The sequence below is a fragment of the Streptomyces sp. genome (genome assembly GCF_036524955.1).
Taxonomy (GTDB): domain Bacteria; phylum Actinomycetota; class Actinomycetes; order Streptomycetales; family Streptomycetaceae; genus Actinacidiphila.
In genome coordinates this window covers 16,059-32,288 of the sequence record NZ_DATDBG010000191.1, presented here as the reverse complement: position 1 = coordinate 32,288, position 16,230 = coordinate 16,059, and the positions used below count along the sequence as shown (strand labels likewise).

Here is a 16,230-nt window from a genome sequence, read left to right as displayed (position 1 = left end):
GTTGTGGAAAACCCCAAAACGCCTGGTCGGACCACGTGGTCCGCAACCCCGTGGACGACCAGCGCCTGCCCGTCGCGCGGCGTGAGGTGCGGTGTCCCGGCCGCCCGGCAGGCGGCCGGTACCTCACCGGCGGCGGTGGTCGCCGGGGCCGGGGGCGTCGATACGCGGCCCGACGGCCCGACGGCCCGACGGCCCGACGGCCCGGTCGAGCAGGCCGAGCCCGTCCCGGTCCGGCCGCCGCCGAAGGCACGGGGACAGCGCGGTCGTCGCTGCGGCCGAGGCCGCGCCCTACGGGCGAGCATGCTCCCGCCGGCGGAGGCCGAGACATCGCTGCCGATCAGCACGGGCCCGGACGGAAGCGGCGGCGTCCGGGCCGCATCGTGGTCCGGACGGGGCGATGATCGTCCCGGTCAGGTGGGTGAACGCGGCGGGACGGAGGCAGGACGTGCGGGAGACGGTGATTCCGGGGCCGGGTGCGCGGAACGGGCTCACGGACGTGCGGGGGCTGCGGGTCGGGCACGCACAGCGCGTCGGGGGCGGGTGGCTGACCGGGGTGACCGTGGTGCTCGCCCCCGAGGGTGGGGTGGTGACCGCGGTGGACGTGCGGGGCGGGGGACCCGGTACCCGGGAGACCGACGCGCTGGACCCGCGCAATCTCGTACCGCGGATCGAGGCGGTGGTGCTGACCGGCGGCAGCGCCTTCGGGCTGGACGCGGTGTCCGGGGTGGTCGGGTGGCTGGAGGAGCGGGGGCGCGGCTTCCCGGTGGGCGGCCCCGGGCAGGTCGTGCCGGTGGTGCCCGCGGCGGCGCTGTTCGACCTGGGGCGCGGGGGCATGTGGTCGGCACGCCCGGACCGGGCGATGGGCCGCGCGGCGGTCGAGGCCGCCGCCGCCACGCAGGAGGGCGCGCCGGTCCCGCAGGGCTGTGTCGGCGCCGGTACGGGGGCCGTCGCGGGCGGGATCAAGGGCGGCGTGGGTACCGCCAGCTGGGTGCTGGCCTCCGGGACCACCGTGGCCGCGCTGGCCGTGGTGAACGCGGCCGGTTCGGTGGCCGACCCGGACACCGGCGCGCTGTGGGGTGCTTGGCCCGGCTGGAGCGCCGAGTTCGGGCCGGTCGGCGGCCCGCTCCCCGCCGATACGGTGGAACGCGCGCGGCAACGGCTGGCCGCCGCGCGGGCGCGCCCCTTCAACACCACCCTCGCCGTGGTCGCCACCGACGCCGGGCTGACCCGCGCCCAGGCGCAGAAGCTGGCCGGCACCGCGCACGACGGGCTGGCCCGCGCGGTACGGCCCGTGCATCTGCTCTCCGACGGCGACACCGTCTTCGCGATGGCGACCGGCCGCCGCCCGCTCGTGCCACGGGACCGGCCGGCCCCGGCCGACCCGGCGTTCGGCGTCCATGCCGAGGCGGGCGCGGCCAACGACGTCCTCGCCGCGGGCGCCGACACCGTCACCCGGGCGGTCCTGCACGCCGTCCTCGCGGCGGAGAGCGTGGACGGGCCGGGCGGCGCCTTCCCGTCCTATCGCGATGCGTACGGCCTCAGCTCTCCAGAAACGCGCTGACCATCATCATGCTCACCACCACCTGGCGCGGTGAGCGGCGTCAGCGCGTCCGGTGGCGTGTGCTGTCGCCCGGCCGGACAAGCGGGACGGCGGTGACTCATCGGTTCCGGTGGTACTCGTTCCCGGGCCCGGCCGGCCAGTTCCCCCGCCGGCCAGTTCCCCGGAGAGAAAGGACACCTGGGACGAACGGCTGCGGCTGCTCGAACAGAAGGCGGAGGCGGAACCGCCGCCGGGGACCCCCGAACCCACCGGGGACCCGGACCCGCGGGGGACCCGGACCCGCGGGCCGACCCCGGCCCGCGGGCCGACGAGACCCCGCTTCCTGGTGCCGCGTCGGTCAGGGTGTGCCCGTCAGGGAGCGGCGTCCGGTGGGTGCGTCGCAAGGCGCCGGACCGGCCTCGCAGCGGGCCTGATCGGTCGGTGCGGCAACGCCGCGAGGCGCTGTGCCGGGCGACGCGACGGGGTGAACCCTGGCAACGCGACCGACGCGACCGACGCGGCACTAGACCCGCGGCTCCGGCAGCGGGGCCAGCGCCGCCCCGCTGTGCACCCGCTCGATCAGCGCGCCGTACTCCGCGACCATGCGGGTGCGGCTGAAGCGCTCACGACTGCGCGCCAGCGCCGGGGCGAACTCCGCGGTGCGGGCCGCGGCCTCGGCCCACGCGGCGGCGATCATCTCGGGCTCGGGTGCGGTCACGAAACCGTGCCCGGCCACGAGCGCCGCGCTGTCACCGATGTCGGTGGCCACCGGCACCGCCCCGCACATCATGCCCTCGATCAGGCACAGCGGAGCCGCCTCGCCCGAGGACGACGTCAGCGACACCACGTCCGCGGCGGCGTACACCGCCTCCATGTCCAGGCGTACCCCCAGCAGCGACATCCGCTGGGCGAGCCACGGTTCCTCGCCCAGGGCCGCCGCGATGTCCGCGCGCAGCTCCGGGTTGGCGGCGGTCATGCCGGCGCCGCACATCAGGACGTGCCCGCCGGGCTCGCGCCGCAGGTACTGCCGGGCCGCGCGCAGGAAGAGCGGTACGTTCTTCATCTCGGCGTACCGGGCCGCGAAGACGATCACGGGTGCGCCGACCGGAATCCCGAGCGACGTGCGCAGCAGGACGCTCCGGACCGGGTCCGGCCGGAAGCGCAGCAGGTCGACGCCGTTGGGGATGACGTGCAGCAGCTCGGCCGGGACGCCAGCCGCCGCGTACGCCTCCCGCGTGGAGTGCGCGCAGCACACGCAGGCCCGCACCCGGCCCGCCGCGATGCCCGCGAGCAGCGCGTCCAGGGCCGGACCCTGGTTCTCCGGGTCGGACCGGTGCAGGCAGGCCACGACCGGCCGGTACGGCAACCCCGCGTGGTTGAGCAGCGCCAGCGGCTGCTCCTTCAGCGACAGGACGACGTCCGCCGCCGCCGCGGCGCGGGCGGTCGCCGCCAACTCGGGCGCGCTGAAGACCTCCGGCAGCCCGCCCGGTTCTGGGCCGTGGCGCAGCGCGGAGACCGTCACACCCGCGTTCCGCAGCGCCCGGTAGCAGGCGTCGTCCTCCATCCGCTGCCGGGTCGCCTCCCGGTGCATCTCGCCCTGGATACTGAGCACCGCGTGTCGCTGCGGACCGCCGTGCAGGCCCAGCACGACGTCACTGTGGAGAATGCGGGCTCCGCCGGAAAAGAACCCTTCGTAGATCGACAGCACACGCAGTTCGCTCATAAGGCGCACCCATCGGACGTCCCGCGGCTGCGGGAGATTTACGGAACCCCCTTGAGCAGCGGGTTAGCCGCGATGGGAACAGACGAAACTTGACGCCGTGTGAATTCCGCATTTCACGCAGGCACGCATACGGTTACGTCGCCGGTCGGATAGCGAGAAGGGCTCCTTCCGGTTACCCGATCGCGCGGAGGGAATTGCGGCTCGCGTTTTCGGCCCGACGCTCGGGCCGTCCGCCGGATCGGCGCCGGATCGTGCGCCCGGTCGCATGGGAGCACGCCCACCGAGCCACCCGCCCCACCGCGCACCGGGCGGCACCACGACCTGGGTGCGGGGACGGCCCGGTCGCTCACCGCCAGGACGGATGGCCCTCCGGACGGTCGCCGGTGGTCAGTTTGCGCGCCCCCGTGCCGTCGGCGCGGATCGCCCAGACCGCCGGCGTCGTGACCGGGCCGCGCACATAGGCCACCCACTTCCCGTCGGACGACCAGACCGGGTCCATCTCCTGGTCGCCGCTGGCCGCCAGCGCGTGGTCGCCCGTGCCGTCCGGACGGACCAGCCGGATGTCGCCCTGCGTACCCACCTCCGGCTTCCCGTAGGTGTACGCCAGGTACCTGCCGTCCGGTGACCACACGGGGTCGAGGGCCCGCCGGGAGCCGTTCGTGACCCGCAGCGGGGTGCCGCCCGGGTTCGTGAGATCCAACAGGTGGATCTGCCACAGGCCCGGCGCCGTCTGCAGGCACAGCGCGATCCGCTTCCCGTCCGGCGACCACGCGGGATCCTGGACGGGCGCGGTGCCGGTGGTGATCTGCGTCGCGGAGCCGTCCGCGACGTTCACCGAGTAGACCTGTGTCACGCCGTTCGTCGTGCGCATCACCGCCAGCCGCGTGCCGTCCGGCGACCAGGACACCCGCCCGCCGGAGATCCGCGCGACCTGCCGCGCCGACCCGCCGTCCGCCGCGGCGACCCACACCGCCGAGTCGTCGCCCGCCGCGCGCGTGAAGGCGAAGCGCGTGCCGTCCGGCGACCACACCGGCAGGATGTCGCAGATCCCGCCGGGAATCACCTGCCGCGGCTCGTCGGTGGCGGCCTCGCGCAGCGCGATCACGCCGTGGCACTCCTGCGGCCACCCCGGCGCCACGTCCTGCCGGACCAGCAGCGGCGCGGTCGGGAAGGCGGCCGGGCCGGACGCGGCGGAGGCGGAGGCCGAGGGCGACGCGCCGGCCGACCCGGACGCCTTCGCCGAGGACCCCGCGCCGGTGTCGCCCGGAGAACCGTCCGCCCACGGCTGCCACACCACGACGCCCGCGACGGCGGCCGCCACGAGGAGCGCGGCCACCGCGACGGGAGTACGGCGCCGCCGCCCGGGCTCCGGTCGCGCGATGCCGGGCGGTGGTACGACCGCGGGCCCGCCGGTCGCCGGTCCGTACGCTCCGGTGGGCGGCCCGAAGGAGCCCTGCGCGGACCCCGGGCCGGCGGTGGGCGGGTAGGGGGTGTCGAGGCGCTCGGTCGGCCGCGTCGGGGCCGCGGCTTCGGCGGCAGGCGGTGGCGTACCGCCAGGGACGGTGACGGCCGGGGCGGCGACCGCCCGGGGACGGGCCGCCTCCGGCGCGGTGGACGGCGCCTGGAACGACCAGGGGTGCGTCGGACCCGGCCGGCTCTGCGGGGCCGGTTCCACGGTCGGTGTGGCGGGCCCGGGGGCGGCGTTGTCCTCGGTGAGTTTCGGCAGCAGGGCCGTCGCCGCCGCCGGCAACCACTCGCCGTCCGGCAGAAGGCGTACCGTCAGACCGGACAGCAGCGCGGCGGGGGTCGGGCGGGAGCGCGCGTCCTTCGCCAGACACGACTCGATCGTGGCGCGCAGCTCCTCCGGGACGCCGGTGAGATCGGGCTCCTCGTGGACCACGCGGTAGTGGCGGGCCGCCGACGGTCCGTCGCCGAAGGGCGCGACGCCCGCGGCCTGGCTGAGCACGACGCCCAGCGCGAACATGTCCACCGCGGGTGTCACCATGCCGCCGGTGAGCTGCTCGGGTGCGAGGAAGCCGGGCGTGCCGATCTGCAACCCCGTCTGCGTCAGCGCCGTGCCGTCCAGGGCGCGGGCGATGCCGAAGTCGATGACCCGGGGGCCGTCCTCCGCGACGATGATGTTGGCCGGTTTCAGGTCGCGGTGGATCACCCCGGCCCGGTGGATGGCCTCCAGCGCCTCGGCGAGCCCGGCCGCCAGCACGGTGAGCGTGTCGGCGGGCAGCGCGCCGACCCGGGCGAGCACGGACTGCAGCGTCGGACCGGGTACGAACGCGGTCACCAGCCAGGCCGGTTCGCCGTGCGGGTCCGCGTCCACCACGGGCGCGGTGTGGAAGCCGCCGACCCTGCGGGCCGCCTCGACCTCGTCCGCGAACCGGCGCCGGAACCCCGGCTCGGTGCTCAGTTCGGGCCGCACGACCTTGACCGCGACCGCCCGCCCGGACCGCGAGCGCCCGAAGTAGACCACGCCCATGCCGCCCTGGCCGAGCCGGCCGACCAGCCGATAGCGGCCCTGCCCGACCGAAGTGGGATCGCCCGGTTCGAGCGGCTTCATGATGCCCCCCATCTGTCACGCTCCCACGTGACCGCACCTGCCTATCGCCGGTCGGCGGCCCCGTCAAATTCGGGGGGAACAGGCATGTTTCGTACCGCCCCGGCCGTCCCTGCGGCACCATCCGCCCCGGTGGCGGCGGCCGCCGGCTCGGCGGCACCGGTTCCGCAGCGGAGGGACGCCGCGTGAACCGGTTCCGGTTCCGGACGCGCGGCACAAGCAGCCGCCCGCACGGGTTCCGTCCCCCCGGTCAGGCCGCGTCCGTGCGCGGGAACAGGTACTCGTCGAGCACGATGCCGAGCGCGACCGCGGCCGGGATGGCGACCAGGCCGCCGATGACGCCGAGCAGCGAGCCGCCGACGAGGACCGCGATCACGGTCACCACCGGGTGCACGTCCACGGCGTACTTCATCGCCCGCGGCATGATCAGGTAGTCCTCCGCCAGCCGGAAGCCGACGTAGAAGACGGCGGTGGTGACGGCGACCGGCAGCGACACCGACAGCGCGACCAGGCTCACCACCACGCCCCCGACCGTGGAGCCGACCACCGGGATCATGTCCATCACGGCCACGAAGAAGCCCAGCGCGGCGGGGTACGGGACGCCGACCGCGGCGCACCACACGAAGGTGGCCAGGCCCGCGATGGCCGAGGTCACGAGGTTGCCGAGCATGAACCGGCCGACGCGGGCCAGGATCGTCTCGGTGACCGCCGCCACGCGCTCTCTTCGGGTGCCGGGCACGAAGCGGTAGCAGAACCGCTTGATCGCGGGCAGCGCCGCCATGACGTACAGCGTCACCGTGATGACGACGACGGTCGAGGTGACGGCGCTGATCACGAGCTGGCCGGCGCCCAGCACGCCGCCGGCCAGCCTGGCGGCGCCGCCCGGGCCGAGCTGCTCCTGCGCCTTCTCGATCAGGTGGTGGCGGTCCTCCAGCCGGCCCAGGGTGGAGTGGTGGTCGTGCAACTGTCCACGCCAGCGCGGCACCGCGTCGGCCAGCGCGGTGGCGGCCGCGGTGACCGGCGGGATCACCAGCGCCACGAACCCGGCCAGCAGGCCGGCGAACCCGGCCACCACGGCCGTCACGGACCAGCCCCTGCGCAGTCCGTGCCGGCACAGCCAGGCCACGACGGGCTCCAGGCTGACCGCTATGAACACGGAGAGCAGCAGCAGTGTCAGCAGTTCACCGATCCGCAGCACGGTCTGCACGAGCACCCAGGCCAGTACGGCGCCAAGGCCGGTCCCGAAGCCGATTCCGAACCACGACCGCCGGCCGGGCGACGCCGGGACCCCGCGTCCGGCCCGCCGCGCGGTCGGCACGGCCGCACCGGCTTCGGCACCGGCGCCGGTGCCGAAGCCGGCAGTGGGCGGGACACCGGCCGGCGCCGCCTCGGCCGGCGCCGGAGCGGCTGATGCCGCCTCCTCACCCACTTCCGGTGCCGCGGCGGCCGGGCTTTCGGACATGGCGGTGTCTCCTCGCGACGGACGCCTCGTGTCTACCCCGGCAACGGTGATGATCCGGGCGCCGGTCCCGGCCCTTCACACGGCCCGGACGTCCGGAAATCCGTACCGACCGGATGTGGTGGATTGCGGCATGGGTCCGCTGGGAGGGGGCAGGCGGAGGGTGTCTCCTCGTAGGGACATGCGGAGGCAGGTCCGGCTGGTGGTTGTACAAGGTCGGCCGGACCCGGCCCAGCGGCGTTTCCCCCCGCGCCGTCGGGTCGCGCCCGGTCGCGCTACGCCCCCCAGCACCGCGACCGGGCGCCCGTCATCTCCAGTCCTCAGTCCTCGCAGTCGTCGCCCGAGGAGTTGCCGTTGGCGGTCGACTGGTCCGCCGCGTTGCTCTGGCCCTGGGCGGTGGCCTGGCTGGACCCGCTGTCCGTCCCCTGCGCGGTGGACTGGATCGATCCCGAGTGGTTGGAGTGCCCGGCCGGGCGGCCGGAGTCGGTGGCCGTGCCGCCCGAGGACTGGGCCGCGGGACGGACCAGGCTGGGCCCTGTCCGGTCGCTCGTGGCGGTGTGCCGCACGCCGGTCCTGCCGCCGCTCGCCTGGGCTCCCTGGCCGCCTCGGCCGTTCTGGCCCGCCTGGGCTCCCTGACCGCCCTGGCCACCCTGGCCGCCGGCCTGGCTGCTCTGGCCGCCGGCCTGGCCCGCCTGCGCTCCCTGGCCACCCTGACCGCCTTGGCCGCCCTGACCGCCCTGGGCTCCCTGCGCGCCCTGACCGCCCTGGCCGCCCTGGGCTCCCTGCGCGCCCTGGCCGCCTTGGGCGCCCTGGCCGCCCTGGGCCCCGACGGTGGCGCCAGTGCCACCGTCGGTGGCTGCGCCGGTGGTCGCGCCGGTGGTTGTGCCAGTGGTGGCCGCGTCAGTCGTCGTACCGGTGGCCGCGTCGGTGGCTGCGCCCAGCCCGGTGGCGCCCGTCCCGGGGACGGACGCAGTCAGGCAGGTGTTGCCGAACGTCGGGGTCAGCAGGCCGAGCAGGCCCAGGTCGTTGCCGCAGGCGTTGATCGGGAGGTTGAACGGGATCTGGACGGCATTGCCCGAGAGCAGGCCGGATGAACCGGAGGTGACTCCGAAGGCCCCGGAGTCGGCGGCGGCGACGCCGCCTCCGGCGAGGACGAACCCGCCGGCCATGGCTGCCACCACGGCGCCCTTGCGCATGCGCTTCACAGTTGCTCCTTCGATACGAGTGAACATTCGCCGACGGTCCTTGTGTGGTTGTCGGACTGCCGGTCCGGTCACTCAGCGTTCGACGGTCGGGCTCGCGTCGGGCAGTGGCGCGCTTGTAAGTCACCCGTACGAGGGCAGGCGAATGGCGGACACTGTGCCGTTCGGACAATCTGGACAAAGCGGCACCATGGACATTCCAAGGAGCAGCGCATGAGCGGATCGGCCGACATCGGAGTCACCGGGCTGGCGGTGATGGGCAGTAACCTCGCCCGGAACTTCGCACGCAACGGCTTCACCGTGGCCCTGCACAACCGCACCGCCGCCCGGACGACCGCGCTGGTCGACAGCCACGGCGGCGAAGGCGCGTTCGTCCCGGCCGAGTCGGCCGAGGACTTCGTCACCGCCCTGAAACGGCCCAGGCGCCTGATGATCATGGTGAAGGCAGGGGAGCCGACCGACGCGGTGATCCGCGAGTTCGCCCCGCTGCTGGAACCCGGCGACATCGTCATCGACGGCGGCAACGCCCACTTCGAGGACACCCGGCGCCGCGAGCGGGAACTGCGCGAGCGGGGCATCCACTTCGTCGGCACCGGCATCTCCGGCGGCGAGGAGGGGGCGCTGGCCGGACCGTCCGTCATGCCCGGCGGCTCCGCCGAATCGTACGCGTCGCTCGGCCCGATGCTGGAGCGGATCGCCGCCGAGGCGAAGGACGGCACGCCCTGCACCACCCACGTCGGCCCGGACGGCGCCGGGCACTTCGTGAAGATGGTGCACAACGGCATCGAGTACGCCGACATGCAGTTGATCGCCGAGGCGTACCATCTGCTGCGCGCGGTCGCCGGGTACTCCCCGGAGCGGATCGCGGACACCTTCCGCACCTGGCACACCGGCCGCCTGGACTCGTACCTCATCGAGATCACCGCCGAAGTGCTGGCGCACACCGACGCGGCGACCGGCAAGCCCTTCGTGGACGTCGTCGCCGACCGGGCCGAGCAGAAGGGCACCGGCCGCTGGGCCGTACAGGTCGCCCTCGACCTCGGCGTCCCGGTCTCCGGCATCGCCGAGGCGGTCTTCGCCCGCTCGCTGTCCGGTCACGCGGAACTGCGCGCCGCCGCCCGCGACCTGCCGGGCCCGCGCGGCACCGCGCTGGTCGGAGAGCGGGCCGCCGGCTTCGCCGACCAGGTCGAACAGGCGTTGTACGCCTCGAAGATCGTCTCGTACACGCAGGGCTTCCACCAGATCCAGGCCGGCAGTGACACCTACGGCTGGGACATCGACCTCGGCGCGGTCGCGTCCATCTGGCGCGGCGGCTGCATCATCAGGGCCGCCTTCCTCGACCGCATCACCGCCGCCTACGACGGCCGGCCCGACCTGCCGAGCCTGCTGTCAGACCCGAAGTTCGCCGAGGAGATCGGCGGCGCCCAGGACGACTGGCGGGCGGTGGTGAGCGCCGCCGTCGCGCACGGCGTCCCGGTGCCCGGCTTCTCCGCCGCCCTCGCGTACTACGACGCGCTGCGCGCAGTGCGGCTGCCCGCTGCGCTCACGCAGGGCCAGCGCGACTTCTTCGGCGCGCACACCTACCGCCGCACCGACCGCGACGGCACCTTCCACACCCTCTGGGGAGGCGACCGCTCCGAGGTGAGCACCGGATGACGGGCGTACGGCCGCACGAGCGGGGCAGACGGACAGTACGGGACACCGGCCCTGCCACCCCGGGCGTTCCAAGAGGTCAGGCGATGATCCACCCGGCTGATCTCCGCGAGTGGCGCGACCACGACGTGGTCGGCGAGGACGGCCACAGGACCGGTGTCCTGCTGCCGGTCCATGTGGACACCGACCGGTACGGACCGGCCCGCGACGGCCACCGTCCGCACCGGACCGCCCACCCGTCACCGGCCGGTGTTCGTGCCGGTCGGCGAGGTGACCGCGGGACCGGGCCACGTACGGGTGCCGTACACCGAGTCGCTGGTGAAGTCGGCCCCCTCGATCGGAACGGACGATGTCCTCCCGGCCGAGGACGAGGAGGCGATCTTCCAGCACTACGGCATGGCGTACGCGCCCGGGGCGGACGGGGTACGCCGACTCGCCCGCCGCTGACGGCGCAGCCGCACCGCACCGCACCGGTTCGACGGAGCAGCCCGAAAGAAAGCCGGAAACGATGACCCTGTTTCTCTTCGTGATCATCGTGGCGATGGTGCTCGGCCTGATCGGTGCGGTCGCCGACGGTCTCGGCTGGCTGCTGGCCATCGCTGTGGTGATCTTCGTCGCGGACCTCCTCCTCGGGTTCCTCCGGCTGCGGCACCTGCGCCGCCGCCCCGTCAGGTGAGGCGCGCGGACACCGCGGGCCGAGCGACTCCGCCACCGGTCCATTCGGGGCCAATTCGGCGCGGAGCGGCGTGCCCGCGGCGCCGAGGGGAAACCGGTCAGGCATGCCGAACCACGCGGAACTGCCCGGCGCCGACGAGTCGTACTGGATGCACAGCACCGACGCCACCCGCTTCGCCCCGCTCACCGACGACCTGACCGGCGACCGCACCGTGGACCTGGCCGTCATCGGCGGCGGTGTCGCGGGACTGAGCACCGCCTGGGAGGCGGCCCGCACCGGCCGCTCCGTGGTCGTGCTCGAAGCCGACCGGATCGCCGCGGGCGTCAGCGGGTACACCACCGCGAAGGTCACCGCGCAGCACACCCTGATCTACGACCGGCTGCGCCGCAAGCAGGGCGCCGAGGCCGCCAGGCTCTACGCCGCCTCGCACACCGACGCGATGGAACGCATCGCCGCGGTCGCCGCCGAACTCGACCTGCCCTGCGACCTGGAGATCCGGCCCGCGATCACGTACTCCCGCGACCCCGCCGCCCGGTCCGAACTGCGCGCCGAGGCGCGAGCGGCCCGCGACGCCGGTCTGAACGCGGAGTACGTCGAGGAGACCGAGCTGCCCTTCACCGTGGCGGGCGCGGTCCGCGTCGCCGACCAGGCCCAGTTCCACCCGCGGGCCTACCTGCTGGGACTCGCCACCGACCTGGCAGCCCGCGGCGCGACGGTGTACGAACGGACCCGGGTGACGGCGCTCAGCGAGGGCGAGCCCTGCCGGCTCCGCACCGAATCGGGCGCCACGGTGGCCGCGCGGGACGTCGTGGTGGCCACCCACTACCCGGTCTTCGACCGGGCGATGCTCTTCACCCGCCTCTCGCCGCGCCGGGAACTGGTGGTCGCCGCACCCATCGACGCCGGCGCAGACCCGCACGGCATGTACATCACCGAAGGGGACGGCAAGCGCTCGGTGCGCACCGCCCCGCTCCCCGACGGCCGGCGGCTGCTCATCGTCACCGGGGAGGAATTCACTCCGGGCACGGGCGGCGTGGCCGAGCGGTTCCGCGTCCTGGACGCATGGATGCGCGAGTACTTCCCGGTCGCCGAGACCGCCTACCACTGGGCCGCGCAGGACAACGACCCCAGCGACAAGGTCGCGATGGTCGGGCCCCTGCACCCCGCCGCCCGCCACGCCTATGTCGCCGCCGGGTTCGGCGGCTGGGGCATGACCGGCGGCGCCATGGCGGGCCGCCTGCTCAGCGAACTCATCGCCGGCCGTGCCCCCGAGTGGGCGGGGCTCTACGACCCGCGCCGCCTGTGGTCCGTGCTCAAGGAGGCGCCCACCCTGCTCAAACAGCAGGCCGAGGTGGCGCAGCACTTCATCGGCGACCGGCTGCGTACCACCCACGTCGACGACCTGTCCGGCATCGGCCCCGGCACCGGCGCGATCGTCCGGATCGGCGGGCGGCGGTGCGCCGTCTACCGCGACGAGGACGGCACCGCGCACGCGGTCTCCGCGCGCTGCACGCACCTGGGGTGCCTGGTCGCGTTCAACGACGCCGAGCGGACCTGGGACTGCCCCTGCCACGGCTCCCGGTTCGGGGTGGACGGCGCGGTGGTGCACGGTCCGGCCGTACGGCCGCTGGAGCCGCGCACGGTGGAGTGAGCCGACCGGCCCCGAGCAGGACGACGGGCCTTCGAGCAGGCGGAGAAACGGGTACGGCGGTTCGGCCGTCGGGCGCGGGTTCGACATCCGAGGCGCCGAATGTGCGGATACGGCAACAATCACCGCCCGTGAGGTTCGAAACGGCTGCGCGATGAGCAGCGGAAGAACATGGGTACTTCGTCTGTGCGCACCGGGTCCCGGTCACCGCGCCGCCGCCGGACAGGGCTCGCCGTCGTGTCCGTGGCGCTACTGACCGTCGCCGGCTGCGGCGCGTCCTCCTCCGGGTCCGCCTCCGGTACGCCGCCCGCCCCGGCGACGACCACGTCCGGCACGGCCGCCCCGTCGCCCACCACCGGCAGCCCGGCGCCCCCGGCCGCCTCCCCCCGGGCTACGACCCCGGCACCGCCGGCGACGCCGTCCGCGACGCCCCAGCCGCCGGCGTCCACCGCCCGTACCGGCTCCCCGCGCTGTACGGTGACCGATCTGCGGATGCGGCTCGGCCGCGGCGACCCGGGCGCGGGCAACATCTACTACCCGCTGCGGTTCACCAACGCCAGCGGTCATCCGTGCGTCCTCAACGGTTTCCCCGGAGTCTCGCTGCTGCGCGGCGACGGCAGCGTCATAGGGCGCCCAGCCGACCGCGAGGGCCCCAGGGGCACGCCCGTACGGGTCGACCCCGGCGAGACCGTGCAGGCCGATCTTCACAGCCTCAACCGCGGTGTGAAGGGCAACAGTTGCTGGCGCGAGCCCACGCTTCTGAAGGTGTACCCGCCCGGGTCCACCGACGCCATGACCCTCGCCACCTCCAGCCCGCTCGTCTGCGGCGACACCTTCGATGTCGGCGCCGTGCACTGACCGGTTCGCACGCGCCCGGGCCGGGATCCCTCCGGCCCCGGAACACCGTCTCGCCGTACGCCGGCGCAGCCCGCGGAAGGACCCCATGACCGTCAAGGGAATCGACGTCTCCTCGCACCAGAACACCGAATACAGCACCGCGGGCCTCGGCTTCGTGATCGTGAAGGCCACGGAGGGCACCTCGTACGTCAATCCCCGGCACGCCGGCCAGGTCGCCCACGGCAGGGCGCACTCGCTCGTCGTCGGCCACTACCATTTCGCCCGGCCCGGCTCGATGACCGCACAGGCCGCGTACTTCCTCAAGCACGCCGCGCCCAAGGCCGGGGACATCCTGGCGTTCGACTGGGAGGATCCCGGTGTTTCGGGCGCCGAGAAGGACGCCTGGATCAAGCACGTACGGTCGGTGGCCGCCGGCCACCGGGTGCTGCTCTACTGCAACCGGGACTTCTGGCTGAACCGCGACCACACCTCGTACGCCGGCGACGGCCTGTGGATCGCCGACCCGAACGCCGCGGCGGGCCACCCCCGGATCGAGCACTCCTGGCGGTTCCACCAGTACAGCGAGGCCGGAGGCGTCGACCGCAACGTCGGCGCCTTCACCGACAGGGCCGCTCTGGCGTCATGGGCGGGCCAGGGCGTCCAGCCGCCACGCTACGAGCCGTTCCCGGGCACCGGCTGGTTCGTCATGGGCCGGCGCTCGCCCATTGTGGCGGCCATGCACGACCGACTGGTCGCGGTGGGCTGCAACCGCTACCGCAGCAGCGCCAACAAGGACGTCATCGGCTCCGGGGACGTGGCCTCGTACGAGGCCTGGCAGCGCACGTACAACGCCGAGCACCACAAGGGCTGGAGCGGGGACGCGCTGAAATGGCCGCCGGGGAAGGAGACGTGGGACGCGCTGCGGGTGCCGAACGTGTGAGGGCGGCGCCGGCCGGTCCGGATTACGGCCGGCGGGTGACGTACGGCCGTCCCACCGTTAGGGAGGGCCGCGACCGGGAACAGCGCTGACCATGGATCCGATCGAGGCGCTGGAGCGGATCGCGTTCCTCCTGGAACGCGCCCAGGCCCCCGCCTACCGCGTCAGGGCCTTCCGGCGTGCCGCCGAGGCACTGGCGTCGCTGCCGGAAGAGGAACGGGAAGAGCGGGCGCGTACCGGCCGGTTCACCGACCTCAAGGGCATCGGCGGGACCACCGGCAGGGTCATCGCCGAAGCGAGCGCCGGCCGTGTCCCCGGCTATCTGGCCGCCCAGGAGGAGCAGGCGCGCACCCCGCTCGCCGACGGCGGCCAGGCGCTTCGAGCCCTGCTGCGCGGCGACTGCCACCTGCACTCCGACTGGTCCGACGGCGCCGGCTCCGTCGACACGATGGCGCTGACCGCCCAGAGCCTCGGCCACGAATGGGCCGTCCTCAGTGACCACTCGCCGCGGCTGACCATCGCCCGCGGCCTGTCCGCGGACCGGCTGCGCGCCCAACTCGACGTGGTCGCCGGGCTGAACAGCCGCCTCGCGCCCTTCCGGCTGCTCACCGGCATCGAGTGCGACATCCTGCCGGACGGTTCGCTCGACCAGGAGGACGAGCTGCTCGACCGCCTCGACGTGGTGGTGGCCTCGGCCCACTCCGAGCTGCGGATGCCCGCCCCCGACTTCACCGCCCGGCTGCTGGCCGCGGTGCGCAACCCACTGGTCGACGTGCTCGGGCACTGTACGAACCGGAAGATCGGCGGCGGGCGGGAGCGCCCCGAGTCCGCCTTCGACGCCGAACAGGTCTTCGCCGCCTGCGTGGAATCCGGCACCGCCGTGGAGATCAACAGCAGGCCCGACCGGCTCGACCCCCCGCGCCGCCTGCTCCGTCTCGCCCGGGACACCGGCACCCTCTTCTCCGTCGACAGCGACGCCCACGCCCCCGGCGAACTCGACTGGCAGATCCACGGCTGCGCCCGCGCCGAGGAGGCCGGCATCCCGGCCGGACGGATCGTCACGACCTGGACGGCCGAGCAGGTCCTGACCTGGACCCGGACCCGCGACATCCCGCCCGGCGACCCGGACGCGGGCCGCTGAGCTCCCCCGCCGCCCGGCGCACCCGGCCGTCCGAAACGTCCGACCGGCACCTTCGTCCCCCGGCGTTCAGCCGGCGGCCCGCTCCCGCGCGACCTCCCGCATCACCTCGCGCGCGGCCGACACCAGCGCCGCGTTGTCCGGGGCCGGTGTGCCGTCCGGCAGCAGCAGCACGTCCTCAAGGCCGATCCGGGCGTCGAGTCCGCGGGCGACCGCCATCCGCAGCACCGCCCAGGCGGCGCCGTCCACGCCGTGCAGCAGCACCGGCCGCCGGGCGCCGCGCCCCTGGCCGTCCGCCGCGTCCAGCTCCGCCAGGAGGTGGTCGGCGGTGACCGGCGCGGTCCGCGGGTCGGTGTCGGCGACCTCGGCGAGGACCCGCAGCACGCGGTGCGCGTGCGGCCAGGCCCGTAGCCGCGCGATCGCGTCCGTGCCGGAGAAGACGCCCGCCTCGATGCCGACACCGGTCTCCAGCAGGGCGGTGGCGACGTCCTCGGTGCCCTCCTCGTGCCAGTTCACCGAGGCGTGGTCGGGCAGGACGGACCAGGAGCGTACGAGTGCGGCACGCCGCCGGGCGTCAGGTTCGGTCCAGGCGCCGGTCGTCACCCCGATGGGGATGCCGGGTGCCGAGGCGCGTACCGACGCGACCGCCGCGTCGACGAAGACGGGCTCCATGGTGTCCGCGCCGCCGTCGTCCTTGGGGTGGATGTGGATGGCCCGCGCGCCGGCCGCGACCGCTTCGGAGGCGGCGTCGCCGAGTTCCTGCGGTGTCACCGGCAGCCGTTCGCACACGGACCGGTCTCTCGCGCCGTTGAGGCATACCTGCAGCATGACCGTGATCATCGCAGTCC

The 16,230-nt window shown here is 74.5% G+C and carries 12 protein-coding genes and 1 pseudogene; 8 read left to right on the top strand and 5 right to left on the bottom strand.

Annotated features, from left to right (window positions below; all coding sequences use genetic code 11):
* Window positions 1–445: 445 nt before the first annotated feature.
* On the top strand, window positions 446–1,561 hold the full coding sequence (locus VIW71_RS15815; RefSeq protein ID WP_331622918.1) for a P1 family peptidase: 1,116 nt from the start codon (window positions 446–448) through the stop codon (window positions 1,559–1,561).
* Between the two features lie 502 nt (window positions 1,562–2,063).
* On the opposite strand, the gene VIW71_RS15810 is transcribed toward VIW71_RS15815, so the two are convergent.
* The 4 genes from VIW71_RS15810 to VIW71_RS15795 all read right to left on the bottom strand — a co-directional run bounded on the left by VIW71_RS15810 (window position 2,064) and on the right by VIW71_RS15795 (window position 8,487).
* Complete coding sequence (locus tag VIW71_RS15810; protein ID WP_331622916.1) at window positions 2,064–3,263, bottom strand: glycosyltransferase; 1,200 nt, start codon at window positions 3,261–3,263, stop codon at window positions 2,064–2,066.
* 346 nt (window positions 3,264–3,609) lie between these two features.
* Window positions 3,610–5,847: a protein kinase domain-containing protein gene (locus tag VIW71_RS15805; protein WP_331622915.1), complete on the bottom strand. Its 2,238-nt coding sequence runs from the start codon at window positions 5,845–5,847 to the stop codon at window positions 3,610–3,612.
* Window positions 5,848–6,082: 235 nt separating this feature from the next.
* On the bottom strand, window positions 6,083–7,294 hold the full coding sequence (locus tag VIW71_RS15800) for an AI-2E family transporter (protein ID WP_331622914.1): 1,212 nt from the start codon (window positions 7,292–7,294) through the stop codon (window positions 6,083–6,085).
* A 317-nt stretch (window positions 7,295–7,611) separates the two neighbouring features.
* Window positions 7,612–8,487: a chaplin gene (locus VIW71_RS15795; RefSeq protein ID WP_331622938.1), complete on the bottom strand. Its 876-nt coding sequence runs from the start codon at window positions 8,485–8,487 to the stop codon at window positions 7,612–7,614.
* Between the two features lie 219 nt (window positions 8,488–8,706).
* On the opposite strand from VIW71_RS15795, the gene gndA reads away from it, so the two are divergent.
* The 7 genes and pseudogenes from gndA (at window position 8,707) to VIW71_RS15760 (ending at window position 15,385) form a co-directional block, all read left to right on the top strand.
* The gene (gene gndA / locus VIW71_RS15790) at window positions 8,707–10,149 is read left to right on the top strand and encodes an NADP-dependent phosphogluconate dehydrogenase (RefSeq protein WP_331622913.1); all 1,443 of its coding nucleotides are present in this window, start codon (window positions 8,707–8,709) and stop codon (window positions 10,147–10,149) included.
* A gap of 83 nt (window positions 10,150–10,232) precedes the next feature.
* Window positions 10,233–10,593: pseudogene (locus VIW71_RS15785) on the top strand (PRC-barrel domain containing protein).
* Window positions 10,594–10,654: 61 nt separating this feature from the next.
* A complete protein-coding gene (locus VIW71_RS15780; RefSeq protein WP_331622912.1) occupies window positions 10,655–10,822 on the top strand; it encodes a hypothetical protein in 168 nt (55 codons plus the stop codon).
* A gap of 103 nt (window positions 10,823–10,925) precedes the next feature.
* The gene (locus VIW71_RS15775) at window positions 10,926–12,473 is read left to right on the top strand and encodes an FAD-dependent oxidoreductase (protein WP_331622910.1); all 1,548 of its coding nucleotides are present in this window, start codon (window positions 10,926–10,928) and stop codon (window positions 12,471–12,473) included.
* 240 nt (window positions 12,474–12,713) lie between these two features.
* Window positions 12,714–13,328, top strand: a complete 615-nt coding sequence (locus VIW71_RS15770; RefSeq protein WP_331622909.1) for a DUF4232 domain-containing protein — start codon at window positions 12,714–12,716, stop codon at window positions 13,326–13,328.
* 85 nt (window positions 13,329–13,413) lie between these two features.
* On the top strand, window positions 13,414–14,247 hold the full coding sequence (locus VIW71_RS15765) for a GH25 family lysozyme (protein ID WP_331622908.1): 834 nt from the start codon (window positions 13,414–13,416) through the stop codon (window positions 14,245–14,247).
* Between the two features lie 91 nt (window positions 14,248–14,338).
* Complete coding sequence (locus VIW71_RS15760; protein WP_331622907.1) at window positions 14,339–15,385, top strand: PHP domain-containing protein; 1,047 nt, start codon at window positions 14,339–14,341, stop codon at window positions 15,383–15,385.
* Window positions 15,386–15,451: 66 nt separating this feature from the next.
* On the opposite strand, the gene VIW71_RS15755 is transcribed toward VIW71_RS15760, so the two are convergent.
* On the bottom strand, window positions 15,452–16,210 hold the full coding sequence (locus VIW71_RS15755) for a 3-keto-5-aminohexanoate cleavage protein (RefSeq protein ID WP_331622906.1): 759 nt from the start codon (window positions 16,208–16,210) through the stop codon (window positions 15,452–15,454).
* Window positions 16,211–16,230: the final 20 nt, after the last annotated feature.